Raw genomic sequence first — 23,053 nt, 5'->3', positions numbered from 1 at the left:
TAAATAACTTAAGCTCTGAGAGAAAAAATTTCCTAAAAGTATGCTCGTCTATAGATTGTTAAACGAACTTCCTAAAATCCCCAATCGAGTCTTATCGGATAAGTATTTCTTCTTTTTTCAAAATAATTTGTATCCCCGTTTCTCCAGGCCTCTCTCAAAAGACGATCCTCTTCTTTTAAAAAAGTAGAGGTTTTAAATTCTCCGGATGTTTGTAAAAAAGATTTTAAAGAAGGCAACGGTTTGTCCCGGTATAAAATAGATAACTTTTCCGCAACTCGGTAAGTTCCGACAATTCTACCCAACTGGCTGTAACCAGCTATGTGAGGAGTCAAAATGGAATGTTTCATTTCTGTAAGTTTCCTTCCCATCTCCGACGCTGGAGGCTCTGGATCAAATACATCTAATATTTTGAATATATCATTTCTTGCAATCAATCGATCAAAAGCTTCTTGAGAAAGTATTCCCCCCCGACTTGTATTGATAAAAACCGTGCCCGGCTTTAAAGAATCGATCAAAGATGCGCTTACAAATTGAAACGTGGGCTCCGGCCCGTCCTTGGTCAGTGGAACGTGAAAACTAAGAACGGAAGCGTCCAAAACTTCATTCAAAGGACTGGATTCCGTCTTATAAAACGGGTCGTAAAATATACAGTTCACTCCTTTAGATATTAGAATTTTATAAAATTCTTTCCCTGTGTGACCGTGTCCTATCAAGCCAACTTTCAATCTCTTAAGTTCGGATTCCTCAAATCGACTTAAAAGCCCCGCAAAACAATATTCCGCGACAGAACCGGCATTACAACCGGGAGCGTTTAAAAAAATTTTTCTAAATTCCTTAAGTATATTAAAATCTACGTGATCCGTTCCAGAGCTAACGGTTGCGAAAATTTTTACCGTAGGAAATTGTTGTATGTTATCTCGATTTACTTGAAACCTAGTGTTTGCGATTAAAATCGTGGGTTCTTCTTTTGAAATTTCTTTGATTCGATCGTTAGGATAGGATCTTACTTCTAATTTTTCGAAACTTGAAAAAATTTCCTTAGCCCCGGTAGTTCCTTCAGGATAATATAGAATCGGTTTTTTTAGTCCCACTACTTTGTCATTCCATCCCAGCCTCTTTTTTAGAAAAAACAAAAAAGGTTTGCTTTGAAAAAGATTTTCTAAAAAATCACGGCCTATGAAAACGCTTCAGCAAAAAATCACATTCCACACATTGGTAGTTTTGATCTCCGCGTTTTTAATCGTGTTGATTTGGTTCGTATTTTTTAGCGGAAGTAAAATCACTACAGATTCTTCAACAAGTCCAGATCCGGAATTCAGTTCCGAATCCGGAGGATGGACCTTAAATCAAGCGATCATAAATACCTCGCGTAGAATCTTCGACGAAAACGGAAACTGGCTTTCTTTCGATGAATTGATACTATACGCGTCAAACGGAGAAATCAATCTAGTCTCCGAACTCTCTAGCTTAAGAAGACAATGTCCGGAAAACATACACTACGAACAATGTAACGAAATTATTCGCGCATTTATTGCAGATCATTATTTTGGAAAAGATGCAGAATATCTAATGAAGTTGTTTTCCAGTTACTTAAGATACGAAACAAAAATGAAAGAATTAGAAATACCAGACAAATTGAATAGAGCTGAAAAATACGAACTCATCAAAAAACAAAGAAGGGAATTTTTCTCTGATAAAGAAGCAAAACTTATCTTTGGTTTAGAAGAAGCGGAAGAAACTTATCTGGATTCCTTGGGAGGTTTTTTAAAAGACACGGAAACATTAAACGGCGAACAAAGAATGCAAAAGTACGAAGAGTTCAGAAAAAATGTCTACGGGCAATACTACAATACGATCAAAAAAAGAGAACCGAAATACAATACCTATGAGACAGAGATGTTTTTGAGGGAAAAGGAACTGGAAAGAATGAGTTCGTCCGAACGTAACAGTAAAACTAGATACATTCGAGAAAAATATTTTGGTAAGGACGGCGCCGATCGTATGGAAACGGTTTATAAAGAAAGTGATGAAAAAGAAAAAAAGGAAAAACTGACCGCACAAGAAGAAGCCGATTGGATCAGAAAAAATCCTAACGTCAAAGTAGAAACCAAGGAAAAAGCTCTGATGGAAATTCGGATTAAAAATTTAGGAAAGGAAGAAGCGGAAGAATATTCAAGAAGGCTTAAGTATGAAGAGGAAATAAAAAAATAAAAACAGATGTTTTACAGTTTTATTTCTAAAGATTCGATTTTGTACCGACTTATACTGTGTTTTGGAATTGGAATCGGCACCGTGTTTGGACTTTCTCCGTTTTCATTTTTTTCGGCAGGTGTATTCGCTTCTATCTCTTGTATTTTTTTGTTTTTTTCCCTCAATAGAATTTCTATCTGGAAATCTCTCTTGTGGCTTTTGATACTTTCTCAAATTTTAAACTTCACTGCTTTTTACTGGATTCCAGGAGCGATTTCTAGAATTTCCGGTGCAGACACTTTTGTTTCCGCATTTTTCTTTTTATTATACGGACTGATCTCTCACTTAAAATTCTTTCCGTTTTATATTTTATTCCGTTTTTCTAAAATAGAATCCGTTTCAAAAACTTGTATCTTACTTGTATTTCCTGCCGCTGGAACACTCTCCGATATGATAACGTTCCAAATTTTCCCTTGGTACTGGGGAAATTTAATTTCAGGTTCGATCGTGTTTGAACAATTCGCCTCCATTTGCGGAGTATACGGATTGAGTTTTCTTTTACTATTTATATCATCCACTTTTATAATATTCTTAAATTCTTATAAAATCAAAAATTCAAAAGAATTCAAAATTTCGATCGCAAGTTTAGTCTGTATCGCGTTTGTATACGGATACGGTCTCTATCAAATCGGATATACAAACAGATCACAAAATGAAGTAAAACCCAAAGATCTATCTGTGCTTATGGTTCAACCGGATACGTCTCCGGGCACAAAGGACTTAAAAGCAGACACCTCTTATTTAAGCGCTACGATGAGTAAGGTATTTTCTTTAGCCCTACTCACTTTCGAAAATTCACCTTCTTTGATCATAATTCCGGAATCTGCGATTCCGTTTCATGGTACGATCGATTCCGAAGAAAATCGGAAAGAAAAAATATATTCTCCCACAATGGAAGGTATCATTTTATATCTTTCAAAACATACAGGAGCGGACGTTCTATTTAACGAATTGAATTTGGATCAAAACAGACTCAAGAATCAGGTCAGTCTTTTTAAAAACTTGGATGGTAAAATCGAAAGATACGATAAAAGAAGGTTACTTCCTTTCGGAGAATATCTTCCAATGGAAAAAATTTTTCCTTTTTTACGTTTTATCTTTCAAGAAACTTCCGGATACGTACCCGGAGAATCTCCAAAACTTTTAATCGGAAATAAGATTCAAAACCAAAAACCGATCCTACCTCCCGAAATTTCTAAATTGAACGAACCAAAATCGTATAAATTCGAATTTTCATCCTTTGCAGAACATACAAAGAAAATTAGAAATTTAGAATATTCTTATTCGATCCTCCCTTTACTTTGTTACGAAGCCATGTTTACGGAACTTGTTTTGGACTACTTTCAAAAAGAACAAAAACCGGAGATTCTAATCAACATCACCAATGATTCTTGGTTCGATTCTGAATTAGAGGCTTATCAACATTCCGGGGCCGTTAGACTCAGGGCGATCGAAACCGGTTTACCTTTGATTCGCTCCGCAGTTTCCGGAATTTCGGAAGTCTGGGACGCACGAGGAATTTCAATGATCGCTCCAATGGGTTTTCATGAAACCGGAACCAGAGCGTTTTCGATCCGATTAGGCGCCGTGGAATCTACGATTTATACCAGATTTGGAAATTCTTTTCTATGGCCCTTCTGTGTTTTGATCCTGATTTCTCGTCTTATTTTCGTGTTACGAATAAAAAGGAAAAGTTGATGTTGAGACATACCTTCTGTCATCTTCCCGGAATCGATTCCAAGGAAGAAAAAAATCTTTGGGAAAAAGGTATCTACGACTGGAAAGATCTGGAAATGTATCTGAAAACGGAACCGGCTCCTATCCGAAATTTGATCTTAGACGCATTAGAATTTTCTAAAAAAGAATTAGAGAGAGAGAATTTTTTCTACTTTTTTCACGTATTTTCCCCAAAACATCACTGGAGACTTTTTCCAACAATTCGGAAAAAACTTCTCTACATGGACATAGAAACCACTGGCTTAGGAAACGACGACAGAACTACTGTCATCGGAACTTTTGACGGATACGAATACCGTTCTTATATTCGAGGTTTTAATCTGGATTTTTTTTTGGAGAATCTAAGTCAGGATCAAATTTTCGTTTCTTATAACGGGATCGCGTTCGACGTTCCTTTTTTAGAAAAGGAATTTAACGTACGTTTCCGAAACAATCACATTGATATTATGTTTTTCTTAAGATCCTTAGGAATCAGAGGGGGACTCAAAGGATGTGAAAAAACGTTAGGCGTTCATAGGCCGGAAACCGCAGCAATTACTGGAATTGAAGCAGTAAATCTTTGGAAACAATACGTGGATTATGACGATATGGACGCGCTTAAAATTTTAGAAGAATACAATCGGGAAGACACTGTGAATCTTGAAATCTTATTTATAAAAGGATACAACTTAAAGATTAAGGAAACTCCTTTTTACGGAGAAGTCATTCAAGAACCTCTACAACTTCGATAAGTTTACATTCTTATTATAAACTGAAATCTTTATAAAGACCTAAGTTTGGTATCCGATACGAAAGAGATAGATGCAAGAAAACTAAAGCAGAACTCTCTAGCCGTCTCGCTTCTCTAATAACGTGAATTAACGCGAAAGGGATCGATGCGAGGTCAAGTTATTGATATTTTATAAAAATTGAATCTGGTTCTGGAATTTCACAATAACTTGACCAGAGCTAAAGAGCCCGGTCCGGCTGCCTCTGGCAGCCGGATTCGCACTGATTTTCTTATGTCCTGCTCACATTATTTAGTAGACTATACATAAAATTCTGTCTTTAAACTGGGATTCTCGTTTCTACATTTATGATATTTTATTGTGTAGGAATCAACAAGTTTGACGGGATAATGAAAAGAATCACTTACCATAAAATTGATAAACGACATTCAGATCAAAATTCAAAAAATAGAAAGTATATAGAATAATTAAACTCTAAAGAAAAAAACATAGCCAGCTTCGAAGTCTTTTCCAATTTAGTATTTTCAAAAATTAATTTGGATTTTTTTATTCCCTACCTCTATGAATTCAAACTCTACACAAAACGTGAATACTTTGTTTCTTAAAATGTTTTACATTTTTATTTTTTGTATTTTTCCTTTTGGCGTATTCTCTCAAACGAAAAACGCTGATAAACAAGAAGCCATCCCACTTGCACAAATCAATTCGGATACTAAAACGGACCCCAAACAAACGCCTAGAAGAGTAGATCAAAGAAAGGGGACTTGGAGTTTTCAATGGGGTTATAATCGAGATTCTTATACTCAAAGCGATATTTCTTTTCACGGTCCTGGATATAACTTCACTTTAAAAGACGTGGTTGCAAAAGATAAACCGGAAAAATTTAATCCATCCGTTTATCTGAATCCTAGCCTTTGGGAAATTCCACAATACAACTTTCGTTTGACTTATTATTTTTCGGATAAATTTTTCGTAGCGTTCGGTCAAGATCACATGAAGTATGTGATGAGCCGAGGACAGGCCTCTAATATCTACGGTTATATAGATCCGATTGTTATTCAAAAAGCTCATTTTGCAACTTCTCCCGAATCTTCGGTTTATCTTTATTTATTTCCGGACGCGTATAAAAAATGGGAAGGTTATCATAACGGAGAAACCGTCAATATAACTCCTGATTTTTTAAAATTCGAACATACGGATGGATTAAATTTTCTTTATTTAGATGTTGGTATGATTCAACCTATATGGGTTTCGTCTAACGGAGAAAATGCGCTCAGTTTTGTTTCGTCCATAGGCGGCGGACCGATCATTTGCAGAAGTGACGTTCGCCTTTTCGGAGAAGGAAAAAACAATCACTTTCATACTTCCGGTTACGGGGTTTCGGGTTATGTTGCCGCTCGTGCGGATATATTCCGATCCGTTTTTTTCGAACTCGGTGGTAAAGGAGGATATATAGACCTTCCTAATATTTTTACGAACGGACATTCTAAAGATAGGGCAAGTCAAAATTTCGGTTTTTTGGAATTGGTTGTTTTCGGCGGTGTAAATTTCTAAAAGTCTGTTCTTATACGGGATGTGCCAACCGAAGGGGTAAATATTTTTTCGCCATTTATCATTAAATAATTTAACTTTCTATACAAAGGAATTCGTATATTAATATATTTAAATATATTAACATTTTATTGCTATCATCTGTTTTTAAATATAGTAACGTAAATTTGATGTGTCATCATAATTTTTATTCTTTTAGATAGTATGGATATTTATTCGTCATTGGGTTTGGTTCAAATTGTAATTCTCTCGAAATGAGATTTTGTCTCCTGTCAATTTTCCAGATCATTTTGTAAGTCCAGTGAAAGCTAGGAACTCCTGGGTTTAAACTTTTCACAAAAAAATCCTCCTCTCCACCCAGGTCCTCCAACCAAAGCATATAATTAAAAAGATAACATCTCGAAACACCATGAGCCGCCGCTAAAACACCTAAAGTCGCCCAAACACCAGTATGAACCCGAATGCTAAACTTTTTCATTTTACCAACGCACCGATTGTATTTGATTTTACCCGCCCGATCATGAAGGCGTTTCATAGAAGCGATCTGCTTCGAATATTTCCTCAATAAAAAAGGAAGTTTACCCCGAAGAGCTTTTCTTTCTTGAAAATTCAAACGATTCCAATAAACATCTGGAACCAAAAGAGAATCCGTTCCAAACGAATCTTCTACCAAAGCAGATTCAATTTTTTGACCGTCATCCAACAAAAGAATATCCATACTAGAAAACGGTTCTTCGAACTTTCCAACCGGAACGATTTATAGAAAAAAATTTAAAAGAAACAAAATATTTTAACGTGAATTCAACGTAAGAAAATCAGTGCGAATCCGGCTGCCAGAGGCAGCCGGACCAGGTTCTTTAGCTCTGGTCAAGTTATTGTGAAATTCCAGAACCAGATTCAATTTTTATAAAATATCAATAACTTGATCCTACAACGCGACCCATAGGAAAGCGTTGTGCTGAGTTTCAAACGCGACCTGCAGAGCGACCCTTAGGGAGCGATGCATTGAGTTTCAGGNGAGCGTTTTGCTGAGTTTCAAACGCGACCTGCAGNGCGACCCGTTAGGGAGCGATGGCATTGAGTTTCAGGNGAGCGTTTTGCTGAGTTTCAACGCGTAATAACTTCGTATAGCATACATTATACGAAGTATACGTAAACGATTTATAGAAAAAAATTTAAAAGAAACAAAATATTTTAACGTGAATTCAACGTAAGAAAATCAGTGCGAATCCGGCTGCCAGAGGCAGCCGGACCAGGTTCTTTAGCTCTGGTCAAGTTATTGTGAAATTCCAGAACCAGATTCAATTTTTATAAAATATCAATAACTTGATCCTACAACGCGACCCATAGGAAAGCGTTGTGCTGAGTTTCAAACGCGACCTGCAGAGCGACCCTTAGGGAGCGATGCATTGAGTTTCAGGAGAGCGTTTTGCTGAGTTTCAAACGCGACCTGCAGAGCGACCCTTAGGGAGCGATGCATTGAGTTTCAGGAGAGCGTTTTGCTGAGTTTCAAACGCGCCTCATAGAAAGCCATAACCAACCCCACAAGTTAAATAGGATTTTAGAATCAGAAGACTCAAAAACGAACATTTTTCAAGTGTTCCGACAAGAATGAGTCTTTTTACTTGCAAAAAGCATGTTTTTCTGATAGAGAAAAGTCTTCCGAATTTCTCCACCTGAATTGCGACCCATGGGAAGCAATTCATTGAGTTACCCCCACCCAAAAATAGGGAAAACTAAAGCACAACGCTTTCCTATGGGTCGCGTTGTGGGGTGGGAACTCAGTTTTACAGAGGATTTGTCGTAATTCCCACAGATTGATATTGAGATCCAAATACTTGTGTGGTTGGTTATGATAGGAAGCGTTGTGCTTTAGTTCATTCATCGATCCCTTTCGCATTAATCCACATTAATTGAATATGAATTAGACCTAAGTATTGAAAATCCATCCTAAAACTTCGAAAGATATAAACGATAATACTTTATAAATTTATGATAAACTGCTGAAGTTCCCACAGAAACAGCCACGGATTTTGCGAATTCTTCGGAGATTTCTCCAACATCAAACTTTTGTAATTTTTAAGTTTTATTGAGAGCTTTAAAACAAAATATCCAGAATTTTGTTTTAAAACAGGACTTTGCAATAAAAATTCACGATATTTACTTTCACAGGGATAAGTAGTATAATAAAAATCACTGAAATTGAATCGATTTTAATCTTTGCGAAGTCCGTAAAACAACGGTTTTATGAAAAATTGAATTGGACGACGATCCTTTTCGGATTTTTAGAGGCTTCCTCAAATGAAAGTCGCCAAACACTTACTTTACGAAAAAATCAGAAACTTATCTTTGAAGTTTATAAAGATTTCCTAAAATACAATTTCTAATTTTATATATCAAATTGAATACAGTTCTAATGTCCAGTAGAACCGAAACCGTTTGCACCTCTTTCCGTCCGATCCGCAAATTCCGAGACCAGCTCCCAATCCGCATACCAGGTTTTACGGATCAATAATTGAGCAATTCTCATTCCATGTTCAATTATAAAAGAAGAATCTCCTAAATTTAAAAGAGGAATCATCAATTCTCCTCTGTAATCGCTGTCTATGGTTCCAGGTGAATTTGGAATTAAGATTCTATTTTTTGTAGAAAAACCAGATCTAGGTCTAATTTCAAAATGAAACTCTTGAGGAATGGCAAAGGAAAGACCTGTGGGAACTAATACAACTTTACTAGGCTCTAGAATCAATTCTGAATCTAAACAAGCATGAATATCGTAACCGGCCGCCTGTTTTGTTTGTAATAAAGGAAGTTCGGCGTTTGGTCTTAGCTTTTGAATAAAAATTTTCATAGATGAGAATGCTCCATTTTTACCTTATAAAAAAATAAGGTAATATTTTAAAAAACTATTTTCGTTTTGAAAAAATCAGAAATAAAATGAACCCATTGATCTTTTAGAACTCGTTCCAAAAGATTTAAAATCAGCCACGATCCAGATCACTAAATCGTTAATAACAAAACGAAGTAGTTCCTATATTTTTGCGTCTCGCTTCTATTGGCGCTCGACATCTTTAAATCCAATATCTTTCCTGAAAAAAGAGATTGCGTTCCGACAAAGAATCTACAGGAATTACAACGTGAAACATCCAAAAATGAACCTCTTGGGAGCGCTTTTACTTAGCTCCTTATTCTTAAATCCTTTGAATTCCGACCCTACATTAGGCAACTGTGAAGTATTTCCAGCAAATAATATCTGGAATACTCCCGTAGATACACTTCCTCTACATCCTCTTTCAGAATCCTATGTTCGAAGTATCGGAGCACAAAAAAAATTAAAAGCGGATTTTGGTTCCGGACTCTGGGAAGGAATGCCGATCGGAATTCCGTTTATACTAACATCCAGCGCAAATCCCGTTCCAGTATCTTTTGAATATACTGAGGAAAGTGAACCTGGACCTTATCCGATTCCGCATAACGCTCCTATAGAAGGTGGAGAAACGAGCGACGGAGACAGACACGTTCTAGTCGTAGAACAAAAAACATGCAAATTATATGAATTGTATTCCGCAAGGAAAAAAGGAAAATCTTGGACTGCAATATCTGGCGCGGTCTTTGATTTAAAGTCCAATCAACTTCGCCCGGCTAACTGGACTTCTGCGGACGCAGCCGGATTACCAATTTTACCCGGTTTAGTACGATACGAAGAGATAGCCTCTGGAGAAATCAAACACGCAATCCGTTTCACGGCCAAAAAAACACAAAAAGCGTATCTATGGCCCGCTCGTCACTACGCTTCTAAAATCACGGACAAAAACGTTCCACCAATGGGAACTCGTTTCCGTTTAAAAGCAAGTTTTAACATAGATGGATTTAGTAAAGAAAACCAAGTAATCCTACGCGCATTAAAAAAATATGGAATGATACTTGCCGACAACGGATCAGATTGGTTTTTATCCGGCGCTCCAAACGAAAAATGGAACAACGATCAACTTCATAAACTAGGTAAAGTTTTAGGAGATCAGTTCGAAGCAGTAGATTCAGAAAGTTTAATGCTTTCGGCAGATTCCGGAGAAACTAAACAAAACTAACCAATATGAAATTACTGATCCTATAAAATACCCAGGCTAACATAAAGTAACGTGAGTTCTGCATAAGAATATTAGAAAAAATTTTCTAAAGTATGAGTCCTCACAATTTAGGAATCCATCTGTAAAGTTCAGATCTAACTTTTTGCAGAATCAATAGATTCTTCCAAGAATTCACGTTACTATTCAATAATACTACTGATCTCTATAAAATTGAGTACCGTTAATTCTATCACAAAACGTTGATTCTATGCAAAATATTATGAATTTATTATATAGTTATGAGTAAAAGTTCCAGATCGATTTTATCAAAAATATGACGTTTTCAATCAATTGCATTTAACTCTAATTGATTAGCTTTTTGAAGTAGATCTCACATTTTAAGTTTTGAAATAAGTTTATTAGAGTTGTTGAAAAATTCCATAGTGAAAATTCGTAAAATTGCTTCAATTGTCCATTCAATCCAATACAAAACAGATCAAGAATTAATTTTTCAACAACTCTATTATAAGTATTACTTTTATACGTTCGAGCAGTAAGCAATACTGTAAAACCACAACAATTACCGAATATTCAAATTAACGCATTTGCTAAAGAATTATGAAAATGAAATATACCGGGTTCGAAAGAACTAGGTTGAATCCACTCATTTTGAAGGGCACCGGTTTGAATTTCAGGTGCCAATCCCAAATCTTCCGAAGTAGTACGAAAGAAAAACTCTCGATTTTCCTCCCAAAAACGCATAGTACGAGAAGACTTAGGTTTTTCTGGAATCAGAATGGCTCTAAGACAAAAAGTACGATCTGGTGAAATAGGTTGGAACTGGATGATTCCGAAATGATCTCTAAAAAGAATAAGAATCGTAGATGGAAAAAGAAAATAGGTGATGATCAAATCCTTTCGAGTCGGTCGAGAAGTATTTTTATAACTTCGATTAGGAATTAGAATTCTTGCATGTTCCCCGATAGAATCCAGGATAGAAACGTTTTTTTCGACCACGGGTGCCACCGAATTTTTATGAACCGTAGAAATATGATACGATTCCAAAAAGATCTCCACTCCTATCTTCCAATTGTATGCACCCTCTTCCGATTGAATTGCAAAAGGAACGTAAGAATCCAATTCGTAAACTTTCCATTCTTCCCAAAGTGATGAAAGTGAATCTAGAACGTTTTCAGTAAAACCGGAAAAGATAAGACCTGCTTTTTCAAGAACAGGAAAGGAATAAAGTTTCTCTTGAATTGTTTCACATCCTTTAGTCAACAGATCTCCGTCTAGATCGTAAGTCCATGAATGATAAGGACATACAATCTTTCTAACCGAACCAGTTTTTCCTCTAGAAACAAGTCTTGTTCCACGGTGTAGACAAGAGTTTCGATACAACCGTAAATTTTTATTCTCATTTCTCAAAACAAGCCATTCGCGATCTAAAAATTTTCCGGAAATAAAATCACCCGGATTACGAACTTGATCACTAAAACTCACTAAATAAGGACGTTTTTTAAGTAGATCTAATTCTTGTTGAAAGAGAGTAGAACACTGATACCGATTCGTCGAAAATTTAGTTTGAGAGGATGTTTGTAGAAATTTCATTTCAGAAATTTCAGGAAGTCCGATTTCACATTGTTTTCGTAATCGATCCAAAATCGTATCTGAAAAAGGCAACCCCTTCGGTCTTTGAGTTTTTTTCGTATTGATTTTAGACATGTTTTTTCCGTACAATTATTATACTAATTTTGAGAATCGATTTTTGAAAACAAATACTGTTTCGCAAAACGAATTCCGTTCCCTAAGAGAAAACAAGTGCAATTTTCAAAAAACAGAATTTTTTAATCTGCGAATATTCTATCTTTTGAATCAAATCTACAATCTTAAATTAACGTGAGTTCGGCGCTAGAAAACGAGAAAGAATTTTTTAAACCCTTGCCAGCTTACCTTCCAACATCTCGATGATTTGATTTACATCTTTTTTGTTGATTACGATCTCATAAGCCGCAGAAAGAACCGGAGTTTCAGCAGAAATTTTCATCAGGTTAGGCATTACTTTAAGACCATAAAATCCATTCGACATTTTCTCAGAAGAAGAACCATAAGCAATGTCGTATCCTGTTTTTCTGTCCTTTGCATCCGTTCCAAAACAAGAAAGCATAAAGTCGGTTAAACCAGAAAGACCCAAAAAAGTTTCGGGCTGACCACCCATCTTCGTACCGATCGAAGTCATCTCCGTAAAAAAACGATTGGATAAGTGAAAAAGAGAATTATCCACGTTACCACCTAGAGTCTGAGTGAAATAACCTTCTACAATTCCCATTGCAAGAGCATATATAGTCTTAAGAGCTCCGCCTAACTGAACACCTTTGACGTCTGTAGGAATTCTAGCAGGTCTCGGAAAAATATACCCAGTAGTAAAAAGTTTCTGAACTCTCGGAATCAGAGTCGCGTTAGACGCCGCTATCTCAAAACCGGAAATTTTTCTTTCCATGATCTGATCCGGATAACAAGCTCCGGCGATCACACCTAAACGATCATCCTCTAAACCGAAAGCGTTTTGTACTTCATCTAAAATCAAACCGGTGCTAGTAAAACCTTTTACCACATTAAAGAAAGGAGCCTTGTTTCTATTTAAATACGGTTGAATTTCTGGATAGACGTTGATGAGTTCCCAAGGATTTGTACCTTGAATAAATAAAGTAGCAGTTTTTAAAACTTCCGCATCGGAAGTAAAAACTAAATTAGGAGGAAGTTTATAAAGAGGATAATACTTTAATTCTCTTCTTTCGGTGTTACATTGTTCCGTATACGTCTGATCTGGATGATATAAATAGACCAAAACATCTTTATTGGCTAAAAGGGTAGCGACAGCAATTGACATACTACTCGCGCCGATCACTACAATTTTTTCTTCCGGTTCCTTAGGAATTTTAATCAGAATATTTTTACCAGGAATGTCACCTTTATAAAGATTTCTGTACGTTCCGTGTTGATGTTTATTAAGATTAGAACCAACAAGAAGAGCCAGGTTATCGATCAAAAATTGTTTTTTATCTCCGTGTTCCGGAAACTGAAGTTGTTCCACTTCTTTGGGAAAAGAATCCATCTGTTTACGAGAAAGTTCTCCAACTAACACAGGTTTGCCGATGACAAGTCTACCGTTTACCTGATTGAAAAGAAGACTCGTAGTAGGAAGAATTTTATCGGTTTTTTCCAGAGAAATAGGAATGATAACTTTATTTGCGACGTAGTGATAAACCGTTTCCACAAAAGGCATCAGCCTACCGTCTCTAGATCTGGTTCCTTCAGGAAAAATAGCAACTACCTTACCTTCCGACTGAAGTTTTTGAGAATGTCTAAACGCCCTCATATTGATCTTAGTCATCAAATCGGAAAGACTAGGGATTATCCGCCATATCTCTTTTAGAACAGACCAAAAGAGTACCAAACATATACAGACCGAGTCTAGTAAAGTCAGGTTCATACGCCAATCTTCCAGCAATAAAAACGAGTTGTTCTGCGATCGACTTTCCTTCGGGAGAACAATTGTATAACTGATGAAAAATTGCAGGAGCGTCTAAATGAGATAAGTGATTGGAAATCAGAGTAACTGGATATTTACCGATCAAAGGTTTTACCGCTTTTAAATTTTCCACACCTTCAACGGTAAATTGTTTCATGATCGGAGAAAGAAACTCCATCATAAATTCTCTAGATCTTTGTTCGGGAGAAGTGTAAACTCCTACGGATTCTAGAAGATTCGGTTCTTTGAATACTTCCATAACCGGAGGCATAGGAGTCACAGAAGAAAGGTATAAAAATTTCTGAAGAATTTTTTTGGCTTCGTCTTCCGTCATTCCGGAACGTTTAAATAGATGAATGTTCTCAAAAAATTCTTTCTGCCATTTACCTACGCTGGATTCTTTTTCAACCATCGTATCACACCTGTCCCAAAATAAATTCTTTATAATAGCCTCTAAGAGACTTTTAGTATTCCAATTGATTTCATAAAATCAAAATCGTTTGCGGCTAACTCTGAATGAAATCGATTTTCGAGTCAGATTGATACCGGCTTTAGAATTCGATGAAAAACCCTTTTGAAAGAGTTTACTTATATCGGTTGATAATCATTCGTTTGCGGGGGAATTGTCATTCTATTTTTTTAAAAAGGTTTGAAATCTGACGTCTCGGTTTTGAACTGTATATTGGAACTGAAGTTTTCCAAAACATGAATCAAAATCTTCCAGAACCTAATCAAAAAAAATGGATCCCTGACGGATTTCATTTTCTTGGCCCCGAAGATAGCAAGTATAGAAGGACTTTACTTGAAACCATATCCGGTGTTCTTAAAAAAAAAGGGTACTCGGAAGTATTCTTACCCGCATTCGATTATAGTTCTACTTTTATTCAAACCGTTTCGGCCCCAGATTCATCTTCTCTTTTCCGAATCAGAGATCTTTCGGGAAATGAAATTTCTCCCAGCATTGATCTGACCGTTCAAGCAGTCAAAGGGATGGCAGGTTTTTCCCACCAAAAAGAAAATCAAAATATCTTTTATATCGGAAGAGTTTTCAGAGAAAGCACAAAAGGAAGTGTCGCTCGTAAAGAACTGCTACAAATCGGAGCGGAATCGATCGGAGTTTCGGGAAAAGAAAATACATTCAAAATTTTAGAAGAACTGGACGAAATCATTTCCTTACTTCCTCTTGAAAACAAACTGACTCTTGTTTTAGGAAACGTAAATCTGTTTCAATCCATCGTAAAAGAGTTCGAACTCAAACAAAATGAAATCGAAATTCTTTCTAAATTACTCTATCAAAAAAACGTAAACGAGATCGATGAAATTTTCGGAGAAAAAAAGAATCATACCACTTTGATTCGTTTATTAAGTTCCTTAGTTTTAAATTTTGATCTGGATTCTTTGAAAAATTCTCTCAATATAAATTCACTTTCTAAAAATCTTCAAAAAAGTTTAAGTTCGATTCTTGAAGAAACATACTGGATCTTCAATTCTTGGGAATCTAAAAAAAGAAAGATAGATCTTTGTATCGATTTTTCCCTTTTGAGAGATCTGAACTATTATACCGGTTTTGTTTTCCAAGGTTATCTGCAAGATTCTCCCGATCCGGTTTTAACCGGAGGAACCTATGATCATCTCTACGAAATGTTTTCCGGGGTACAAAAAAACGCGAGCGGTTACGCGCTTATGGTAAATGTTTTAGAATCCTCTTTACAAACTCCTTTTTTCAATCTTCCATCATGATACGTATTCATACCAAACATTCATTCGAGGAAAAATTATGCCCGCATCGTTAGTAGTAGGGACCCAATGGGGAGATGAAGGAAAGGCAAAGGTAATCGATTTTCTTTCCAAGGACACGGACATCATCGTTCGTTATCAAGGTGGAGCAAACGCGGGACATACGGTTGTAGTTCACGGAAAAAAATACGTGTTTCATTTGGTTCCTTCGGGAGTGATCTACGACCAAACGATCTGTGTGATCGGAAATGGAGTTGTATTAGATCCTCTTTTTTTTATAGAAGAATGTGATCGTCTTCAAAAAGAAGGATTTCCAGTCTTCGACAAACTCTTGTTAAGTGATGCTTGTCATCTTCTATTTCCGTATCATTCTCAGATCGATTCCGCAAGAGAAACTACTCTCAGCCAAGAACACAAGATAGGAACCACTAAAAAAGGAATCGGGATCTGTTACGCGGATAAAATGATGAGGACCGGACTACGAGTAGGAGATCTTTTAGACGATTCTTACCAAACCCGTTTAAAACATTTAGTGGAAGAAAAAAACAGGGAGTTAGACAAACTCTACGGAATGCCTCCAGTTTCTTACAACGACATTAACGAAGGTTTGAAATTTTTTCTTTCCAAAGTCAAAAAGAATATTATAAATACTGCATATTATTTAGACACAGAATTAAAAAAAGGAAAACGGGTTCTTCTGGAAGGGGCTCAAGGTACCGGTTTAGACGTAGATTTCGGAACCTATCCTTACGTGACTAGTTCCAATCCCACTACGGGAGGGGCCTTGATCGGAACCGGAATTCCATTTCAACATTTAAAACATGTGATCGGAATCACAAAAGCGTATACCACGAGGGTTGGAGAAGGTCCCTTCCCTACTGAACTTTTAGGAGAAGCTGGAGAAAAACTTCGCCAAAAGGGAGGAGAATTTGGAGCGACTACGGGACGTCCCAGACGTTGCGGCTGGTTCGATGTAGAAATGTTAAAACATTCCGTTCGGATTAACGGAATCACTTCGATCGCTTTGACAAAGATAGATATTCTCTCCGACTATGATATGATTCCGGTTGCAACCGGATATAAACTGAATGGAAAAACTTTAGATTGTTTTCCATCTCAAGGTTTGGATAAGGTGGAAGTGATCTATGAAGAATTTCCAGGATGGAAATCAGACATTTCAGGTATCTGTGAATTTCAAAAACTTCCAGAGAAATGTAAAAATTATATTTCTGCTTTGGAAAAATGGATCGGAGTGAAAATCAATTTGGTTTCAACCGGTCCTGATAGAAAGGATACGATTCACGGAGATTCTTTTTAAGAATCGAAGTTTTTTTAATCGTTTTTGATTGACCCACGATACTCGATAAATATCGTGTATTTCGTAACGCTTCGAGTCGTTAGCTCAGTTGGTAGAGCAATTCCCTTTTAAGGAATGGGTCCGGGGTTCGAATCCCCGACGACTCAAAGATAAGTTCTTATTAGCCGCCATCGTCTAGTGGTTAGGACACAAGATTTTCATTCTTGGAACAGGGGTTCAATTCCCCTTGGCGGTACCACTTCTCAATTTCTCTTCGTAAACCACCCTTTCCATAAGATAAAAATACTTTAAAAAATTCTAATTTTCTAAAACCTCCAAAATTTGAATTTCTAACACAAGAAATCAAAACTTCTTACTACATTCTGAATATAGAATATTCAAAAAATTTAAATTTTAGGATTTTATAGAAGTCAGTTTCGCCCACAAATAAAATTAAATTTTGTTTATGGGAAACTAATTACATTCCCAAGCGTTTTTTCAGATTTCGATTTTCTTCGATTAGATCTTTGATTTCTTTTTCCGTATATGCAAAAAGTCGATCCTGCGCTTCTAAAATCTTATCCAATTGAATCTCTTCAATATGAGAATAATTCAATGCTTGTTCCGTTGCCTTTTTAAAATCAAGAGCGTCTTTTAATTCCTGTGTTTTCATAGAATCTAAAATCTCGGAAACTTTCAACCGTTCATGCAGAGCCAGCAATTCTTTGTTCTTGAGTTCATTAACTCTTTCCAAAGCCTTGTTGATTTCTTCGTTGTTCTTTTTGACCTTGGATTCGAATTCTAAAATGGCTTGTAATGCTTCGTTAGCTTTTGTTGCGTCCTTATATTCTTTTTGAGCCAATTCAAAAACACCTTCAAAAAATCCTATGTTCGTCAAACAACTGTTACCGATTTCGTTTGCGGCGAGTTTATAAAATTCGGATTGAATGGTTCTATCCAATATAAGTCTTAAATTTCTAGGATGAACCGGATGTTCCAACACTTCGATTTTACCGTTTTCAGGAACAACTCCCTTAATTTTTTCAGCCTCATCGGAGTAGATTATAATCAGACTGGCGTAGGGATGAAGTTCAAACTTTCTGATAAATTCTCGAACCTGGTTCCATTCCTTTAAATTAACGGAAAGAAAGAAGATATGAATATCCGCTTTCAATAGATCGATAGCTCCTAAACCATCTAAAGGCACTTTACTCAACTCTATGTTTACGCGAGGATGTTTCCAAATTTGGATCGGGAATTCCTTCCCCGAAGTAATATGCCAAATGATCGCGTTTTTTTGACTCATTGTATTCATTCTAACACTAACCTGGAAAATAATTCCAGGTTCAGGGACCTCTTTTTATAATCTTTTTTATCTTTCCCCATATAATTGAACTTTCAAATCTCTCTGTCAATTTTGATTTTAGATCTGAAATTTTATCCAGAATCTTTTGAATCGGTTTTGGAAGATCCATATCTGTTCTTTTAATCATGATGTTGATACTTAAAAGAGCGATTAGGATGTTAGCACTCCAGGGACCGATCCAATCGGGAATCTTATCGTTATAAGAAATCGTACTTCCTAAAGTGAAAAACGTAAAATAGATCATTAAAAAAACGACTGCAAGTGTAAAACTCATCCCCTTTCCGGAACGTTTAACAACAAGCCCTAGAGGAAAAGAGATAAAGAAAAAAATCAAACAAGAAATAGGCATCGCAATTCTTCTGTGAATCTCCACATTAAAATCAGTTAAAACCTTTTTTCCCTGTTGCATCAAAGCCATCAACTGAGTCAAAACGGAATATTGTTGAGTCATCTGATCCGGAGTCAAAGTTCCGTTAGCCGCTCCCATAGCGAGCTCGATTTTCATCTGCTCCACCATTTGTTTTAGTCCGATTAAACCTTTGATCTGAACTCCCATCTCTTGTAGGGTTTCCAGTCCTGGAATTTTTTCAAGTCCCTCACTTTCTATATTATTACGAATTTGAAATAGAACCGGCATAGAAAATGTTTCCGGCTTTACGTTTAACTCCAAAGTTTTTTTCTCTTTTCCTTTAGGAATATTATAATCCATTTCTCCATTTCTGAAATCGGTTATGGAAAATGTCTTTCGATCGTCGCTCCACTCCAAAATCCAACCATCTTTAAGACGAATTGATTTTTCATATTCCCCATCAGGACCTAGTTTTTCCACGAGATTCCCTTTAGCGGCGTTGATGATCTGTATGATTCTAGAACCGCCCATAGGGATCATTTTTCCACCGATATGAAAGTATTCGTTTCCCTCTAAAAAAATTTCCCACTCCCGAATCTGAACTCCTTTAAGTTCTCCTGTGTTAGAATTCATTCCCTCGGTATACATGGTTCTGGCTCTTTTTTCAAAAAGATCCTGGGTTTTATCTCCACTGAATTGTCCTGGAGTAATGGCAAGAAGAGGATTGTATGCAAGAACCCATTTGTTGAACTCGTTCATCTTTCTAGTATTTTCTGGAGAAAGATAAAAATTCAGATAACCAACTAACAAAGCCATAACGAAACCAAATGCAAGAAAGTTAATATAGATTCTAGGGAAACTGACTCCCGCGGAACGAATCGCGGTGATCTCAGAATCTCCGGAAAGCCTTCCAGCCGCCATGATTCCACTCATAAGACAAGCCATCGGAATGGTCATAGGAAGAGTGTTTGCAAGAAGATAACCGAAATAATCCAAAAGTCGAAAAGGATCCACTCCTTTTCCCACAAACAAACCGATCATCTTTTGAAGCGCAAGAACCATATATACCATGGTAAAAAACGCAAGAGATACTAAAAAAGGAGAAAGAATCTCTCTTAAAATATACCGATCTAAAATCGGAACGACCATGTAAAATTTACGTTTGTCAGTATGAACTGTAAAACCGGGTGGAAGATCTTCCACACTGCTCAAACGAACGGTCCTTAAGTCCTTTCCGGAGTTTGCCACACCCGAATTATTTTTATTTAAAGAAGAAGATGATGATGAATCTACTTCCTTTTTAGTCTTCGTGTCTTTTTTGTTAGGCGAAGAATCTGATTTTTTTTTAGAATCAGAAAAATCTGAATCTTTTTTGGATTTCGTTATTTGTTTGTTAGGTGAGTCGTCTTGATTTTTCTTAGAAGAAAAAACTTTTTTTGTCTTAGGATCGTTTTCAGAAGAATTTGTTTGTTTTGAGGACGCGCGCGCAGTCGACTTTTTAGCAGAAGTCTTCTTGCGATTGTCGCCATCCTTCAAACAACGATCCTTCCTTTGAGGGTCGCACTGGTTGCACTTTCGATTTGGACAGAAACCGTAGAACCGATCCTATCGAAAGCGTTTGTTCCTTCCGGAAGAGGAAACACCGTCATTCTTCCGCAAGGGGTTCTTCCACAAAGTTGTTTTTCCGACTTACGGGAAATGTTCTCAATCAAAATGGAATATACTCTTCCGATCCGGGCGCGGTTCTGTTCATGAGAAATTGAAGTTTGTAGATCTACTAGTTTGGTAAGTCTTGCAGACTTCACTTCTTCGGGAACGTTATCCGGAAGTTTTCTCTGAGCCATCGTTCCTTCTCTTTCGGAATACTTGAACATGAATGCCATATCAAATTGGACTTCCCGAACGACCGCAAGAGTGTCCTCAAATTCCTCTTCCGTTTCATTCGGAAAACCTACGATGATGTCTGTCGTAATTCCAACATCGGGAACGGTATTTCTAATTTCTTTGACTACGTCTAAAAATTCTTCTTTGGAATAAGAACGTTTCATTTCTTCTAGAACTCTAGTATTTCCGGCTTGCAAAGGAAGGTGAATGTTCGGACAAAAACGTGGATTCTCAGACATCAATTGAAGTAGATGTGTCGGAAAATCTTTCGGATGGGGGGAAGTAAAACGAATTCTTTCGATGGAAGTTTCATCTAAAAGCATCCGGATCAAACCCGCAAAATCCGTGTCTTGTTCTTTGTAGGAATTTACATTTTGTCCAAGAAGGGTTACTTGACGAATTCCCTTTTGCACTAGATCCTGAACTTCTCGAACGATACTTTTAGGATCTCTACTTCTTTCCCTTCCTCGAGTATAAGGAACCACGCAAAAAGTACAAAAATTATTACAACCTCTCATGATCGTAACGAAAGCTTGGATTCCGTTGACTACCCTAGGTTCTATTTCGTCATAGGTTTCAATTTTAGAAAGACGAGTTAGAGAAATCGAATTTTCTCCTCCCCGAATTCTTTGGATAAGTTCTGGAAGACTTCTATAATTGTCCGGTCCTACGACCAAATCCAAGGGAAGTTCCTGATGAAATAGGTCGTCTCCCAAATTCTGAGCCATACAACCTAAAACCCCAATTACCAGATTCGGATTTCTTTTTTTCAAATATCCTAAGGATTGAAGCCGGTTGTAAATCTTTGCATGAGCGTTTTCCCGGATCGCACAGGTGTTTAAGAAAATAATGTCGGAATTCTCGGGGTCGGAAGAGGCAGAATACTCTGCGTCTTTCATTAAACTGGAAACGATCCCAGAGTCATATTCATTCATCTGACAGCCATAAGTCTCGATATAGACTTTTCCTGACTTTTTTTCCTGTTCCAGAACGCTCATAGAACTGAATTTCTGCTTGCAGGACGGACTGTAAAGGGGTTTTCCATAGATAGGAAAATCAGGGTTTTAAGAAGCAAAAAACCCTACGTTCCAGAATCTTTATGGCAGTAAATACAAAACCGGACTACTATCAACTTCTAGAGGTTTCTCGTAATTCCGACCTAAAAAAAATTGAATCCGCTTTTCAAAACTATTTAGAAAAGTTGGAGTCAGATCCTTGGAACCCATCCAGAGAATTGGATCGAGAAGAAGGGATTAGAGCCTACTTAACATTAAGTTCTCCAGAAGCAAGAGAAGAATACGATAAAACACTAAATTATGAATTCCTACTTTTAGATACTACCAAGGTCCCGGAAGAGTTCGAATCATTTTATAACGTGCAGAAATTGTCCGAAGGAGAAGAAACGAAAGAGTTCTATTCTCGCTTTTTAGAATTTAAAAGAGATTTAGAAACTACTCTAAAAAATCTAAGAATCACAGTATTATTTTTTCTAAGCGCATTTTCTCTCTTAACGATTTTTGCTCTTTTCATGGCATTGGCACAAAAAAACCATTTTCTTTCTCCTAACCTTGAATTGTTTTACAGAAAGTGGGGAATACTTTGTTCTTCCGGAATTCTATTTTTAGGATATGCAATCTTTCGTAAAATTCTAAGTTCGAAAAAAACCAAAATCGCACCGAACCGGAGAACCGCATCTATTGAAAACGATAACTAAGAAAAACGATCCTAAACATATCGCCGAAGATGAAATTTCCTATTATTATTCATTACTCCAAGAGGAATTAACCGAGTTCGATTGTGGAGAATTATGCAAACCAGACAACGATGGAATTCCATTTTGTTGTATTGCGGATAACGCAGTTCCTACTTTATACGCTTCCGAATTTTCTATGTTAAAAAAAAGAACCGACCTTTGGAAAGTTTGGAAACCGGAAACGGAAGTCGATAAGAAGATGCTTGCAGAGTATGATTCTAAAGAGACTCTATTTTGTGAATGTAAAGGAATCCAATTTTGCGAAAGAGACAATCGTTCTATCAGTTGTAGAACCTTTCCACTAGAACCTTATTTAGATACCAGAGGAGTTTTAGTCGGTTTAGTATTTATGAAAGAATTCACAGGCAAATGTCCACTTACATTGAGAGCTAAAGACATTCGTCAAGAATTTATTGACTCTCATTTTATCTTTTGGGAAAAACTTCTTTTTCGTTTGGATTCAGAATATGAAACATTCTGGAATTCTTCCAAATCTTATAGAAGATCCAGAGCACAAACCGGTAAAAAATTTCCGATTTTTTTTCCAAGCCATCTACAAGGTAAAAAATACTTGGAGCCCTACCTTTGAATTTTTTTACTCAAGAACTACATAATAAAGAACCCAATCAATCTTAGTTTACATTTTAATCATAGAGTTTTTGAAAAATAAATTCTCCATCTACTTCTAACGGTCGATTGAAACAGTTTTGTTAATCTACACTTTCAACGACTCTAATGTGAATTCTGTGTTAGTTCCCACAGATGTATAGTTTTTAGCATTCTTTTGTTATTATCTTTTCTG

At 36.6% G+C, this 23,053-nt stretch carries 16 protein-coding genes, 2 tRNA genes and 1 pseudogene; 11 read left to right on the top strand and 8 right to left on the bottom strand.

Annotation, left to right across the window (positions count from 1 at the left end):
• Nucleotides 1-71: 71 nt before the first annotated feature.
• Nucleotides 72-1,091: an NAD(P)-dependent oxidoreductase gene (locus tag LEP1GSC049_RS213850; protein ID WP_016560865.1), complete on the bottom strand. Its 1,020-nt coding sequence runs from the start codon at nt 1,089-1,091 to the stop codon at nt 72-74.
• Nucleotides 1,092-1,176: 85 nt separating this feature from the next.
• Here LEP1GSC049_RS213850 and LEP1GSC049_RS213855 point away from each other — a divergent pair, with 85 nt between their 5' ends.
• The 4 genes from LEP1GSC049_RS213855 (at nt 1,177) to LEP1GSC049_RS213870 (ending at nt 6,269) form a co-directional block, all read left to right on the top strand.
• On the top strand, nt 1,177-2,211 hold the full coding sequence (locus LEP1GSC049_RS213855; RefSeq protein ID WP_004759296.1) for a lipase secretion chaperone: 1,035 nt from the start codon (nt 1,177-1,179) through the stop codon (nt 2,209-2,211).
• Nucleotides 2,212-2,217: 6 nt separating this feature from the next.
• Nucleotides 2,218-3,948: an apolipoprotein N-acyltransferase gene (locus LEP1GSC049_RS213860; RefSeq protein WP_025186055.1), complete on the top strand. Its 1,731-nt coding sequence runs from the start codon at nt 2,218-2,220 to the stop codon at nt 3,946-3,948.
• Nucleotides 3,948-4,718: a ribonuclease H-like domain-containing protein gene (locus tag LEP1GSC049_RS213865; protein ID WP_004750541.1), complete on the top strand. Its 771-nt coding sequence runs from the start codon at nt 3,948-3,950 to the stop codon at nt 4,716-4,718. Before LEP1GSC049_RS213860 ends, LEP1GSC049_RS213865 begins: the two co-directional genes overlap by 1 nt.
• Nucleotides 4,719-5,276: 558 nt before the next feature.
• Entirely contained in the window at nt 5,277-6,269 is a 993-nt protein-coding gene (locus LEP1GSC049_RS213870) for a hypothetical protein (protein ID WP_004760554.1), read from the top strand.
• 184 nt (nt 6,270-6,453) lie between these two features.
• Here the strand turns inward: LEP1GSC049_RS213870 and LEP1GSC049_RS213875 are convergent, their stop codons facing one another.
• On the bottom strand, nt 6,454-6,984 hold the full coding sequence (locus tag LEP1GSC049_RS213875) for a DUF1564 domain-containing protein (protein WP_004760541.1): 531 nt from the start codon (nt 6,982-6,984) through the stop codon (nt 6,454-6,456).
• 1,695 nt (nt 6,985-8,679) lie between these two features.
• The gene (gene dut / locus LEP1GSC049_RS213880; protein ID WP_004750838.1) at nt 8,680-9,117 is read right to left on the bottom strand and encodes a dUTP diphosphatase; all 438 of its coding nucleotides are present in this window, start codon (nt 9,115-9,117) and stop codon (nt 8,680-8,682) included.
• A gap of 286 nt (nt 9,118-9,403) precedes the next feature.
• Between dut and LEP1GSC049_RS213885 the strand changes: the two genes are divergently transcribed.
• Nucleotides 9,404-10,354, top strand: coding sequence for a hypothetical protein (locus LEP1GSC049_RS213885; RefSeq protein ID WP_004759605.1), 951 nt, complete (start codon nt 9,404-9,406; stop codon nt 10,352-10,354).
• 570 nt (nt 10,355-10,924) lie between these two features.
• On the opposite strand, the gene LEP1GSC049_RS213890 is transcribed toward LEP1GSC049_RS213885, so the two are convergent.
• A complete protein-coding gene (locus tag LEP1GSC049_RS213890) occupies nt 10,925-12,058 on the bottom strand; it encodes an aromatic ring-hydroxylating oxygenase subunit alpha (RefSeq protein ID WP_016560885.1) in 1,134 nt (377 codons plus the stop codon).
• Between the two features lie 208 nt (nt 12,059-12,266).
• Nucleotides 12,267-14,277: pseudogene (locus LEP1GSC049_RS02000000224705) on the bottom strand (1-acyl-sn-glycerol-3-phosphate acyltransferase).
• A 293-nt stretch (nt 14,278-14,570) separates the two neighbouring features.
• On the opposite strand from LEP1GSC049_RS02000000224705, the gene LEP1GSC049_RS213895 reads away from it, so the two are divergent.
• From LEP1GSC049_RS213895 to LEP1GSC049_RS213910, 4 genes are all read left to right on the top strand, one after another.
• The gene (locus LEP1GSC049_RS213895) at nt 14,571-15,605 is read left to right on the top strand and encodes an ATP phosphoribosyltransferase regulatory subunit (protein ID WP_004750825.1); all 1,035 of its coding nucleotides are present in this window, start codon (nt 14,571-14,573) and stop codon (nt 15,603-15,605) included.
• Between the two features lie 37 nt (nt 15,606-15,642).
• On the top strand, nt 15,643-16,920 hold the full coding sequence (locus LEP1GSC049_RS213900) for an adenylosuccinate synthase (protein ID WP_016560876.1): 1,278 nt from the start codon (nt 15,643-15,645) through the stop codon (nt 16,918-16,920).
• Nucleotides 16,921-16,993: 73 nt separating this feature from the next.
• Nucleotides 16,994-17,066, top strand: a tRNA-Lys gene (locus tag LEP1GSC049_RS213905).
• Nucleotides 17,067-17,083: 17 nt separating this feature from the next.
• A tRNA-Glu gene (locus tag LEP1GSC049_RS213910) sits at nt 17,084-17,158 on the top strand.
• A 219-nt stretch (nt 17,159-17,377) separates the two neighbouring features.
• Here the strand turns inward: LEP1GSC049_RS213910 and LEP1GSC049_RS213915 are convergent.
• Genes LEP1GSC049_RS213915 through miaB form a run of 3 tightly spaced genes read right to left on the bottom strand, consistent with a single transcriptional unit; the run spans nt 17,378 to nt 21,496 of the window.
• Nucleotides 17,378-18,205 (bottom strand): hypothetical protein, encoded by an 828-nt coding sequence (locus tag LEP1GSC049_RS213915; RefSeq protein WP_004750819.1) that lies wholly within the window; start codon nt 18,203-18,205, stop codon nt 17,378-17,380.
• Between the two features lie 40 nt (nt 18,206-18,245).
• Nucleotides 18,246-20,150: an LptF/LptG family permease gene (locus tag LEP1GSC049_RS213920; protein ID WP_004750414.1), complete on the bottom strand. Its 1,905-nt coding sequence runs from the start codon at nt 20,148-20,150 to the stop codon at nt 18,246-18,248.
• Nucleotides 20,147-21,496, bottom strand: a complete 1,350-nt coding sequence (gene miaB, locus LEP1GSC049_RS213925) for a tRNA (N6-isopentenyl adenosine(37)-C2)-methylthiotransferase MiaB (protein WP_004760212.1) — start codon at nt 21,494-21,496, stop codon at nt 20,147-20,149. Before miaB ends, LEP1GSC049_RS213920 begins: the two co-directional genes overlap by 4 nt.
• Nucleotides 21,497-21,597: 101 nt before the next feature.
• Between miaB and LEP1GSC049_RS213930 the strand changes: the two genes are divergently transcribed.
• Nucleotides 21,598-22,212: a molecular chaperone DnaJ gene (locus LEP1GSC049_RS213930; RefSeq protein WP_004750344.1), complete on the top strand. Its 615-nt coding sequence runs from the start codon at nt 21,598-21,600 to the stop codon at nt 22,210-22,212.
• Nucleotides 22,196-22,840, top strand: a complete 645-nt coding sequence (locus tag LEP1GSC049_RS213935) for a hypothetical protein (RefSeq protein WP_004759540.1) — start codon at nt 22,196-22,198, stop codon at nt 22,838-22,840. The genes LEP1GSC049_RS213930 and LEP1GSC049_RS213935 overlap by 17 nt, the downstream gene beginning before the upstream one ends.
• The last annotated feature ends 213 nt before the right edge of the window (nt 22,841-23,053 follow it).

Origin of the sequence: Leptospira kirschneri serovar Cynopteri str. 3522 CT (assembly GCF_000243695.2) — a bacterium.
Lineage (GTDB): Bacteria > Spirochaetota > Leptospiria > Leptospirales > Leptospiraceae > Leptospira > Leptospira kirschneri.
This window is presented reverse-complemented; position numbering and strand designations above follow the sequence as displayed.

Bases quoted from the DNA above. Each gene is read 5' to 3' on its own strand.
- LEP1GSC049_RS213855 (WP_004759296.1), top strand. From the start codon at position 1,177: ATGAAAACGCTTCAGCAAAAAATCACATTCCACACATTGGTAGTTTTG.
- LEP1GSC049_RS213860 (WP_025186055.1), top strand. From the start codon at position 2,218: ATGTTTTACAGTTTTATTTCTAAAGATTCGATTTTGTACCGACTTATA.
- LEP1GSC049_RS213865 (WP_004750541.1), top strand. From the start codon at position 3,948: ATGTTGAGACATACCTTCTGTCATCTTCCCGGAATCGATTCCAAGGAA.
- LEP1GSC049_RS213870 (WP_004760554.1), top strand. From the start codon at position 5,277: ATGAATTCAAACTCTACACAAAACGTGAATACTTTGTTTCTTAAAATG.
- LEP1GSC049_RS213875 (WP_004760541.1), bottom strand. From the start codon at position 6,984: ATGGATATTCTTTTGTTGGATGACGGTCAAAAAATTGAATCTGCTTTG.
- dut (WP_004750838.1), bottom strand. From the start codon at position 9,117: ATGAAAATTTTTATTCAAAAGCTAAGACCAAACGCCGAACTTCCTTTA.
- LEP1GSC049_RS213890 (WP_016560885.1), bottom strand. From the start codon at position 12,058: ATGTCTAAAATCAATACGAAAAAAACTCAAAGACCGAAGGGGTTGCCT.
- LEP1GSC049_RS213895 (WP_004750825.1), top strand. From the start codon at position 14,571: ATGAATCAAAATCTTCCAGAACCTAATCAAAAAAAATGGATCCCTGAC.
- LEP1GSC049_RS213900 (WP_016560876.1), top strand. From the start codon at position 15,643: ATGCCCGCATCGTTAGTAGTAGGGACCCAATGGGGAGATGAAGGAAAG.
- LEP1GSC049_RS213915 (WP_004750819.1), bottom strand. From the start codon at position 18,205: ATGAGTCAAAAAAACGCGATCATTTGGCATATTACTTCGGGGAAGGAA.
- miaB (WP_004760212.1), bottom strand. From the start codon at position 21,496: ATGAGCGTTCTGGAACAGGAAAAAAAGTCAGGAAAAGTCTATATCGAG.
- LEP1GSC049_RS213930 (WP_004750344.1), top strand. From the start codon at position 21,598: ATGGCAGTAAATACAAAACCGGACTACTATCAACTTCTAGAGGTTTCT.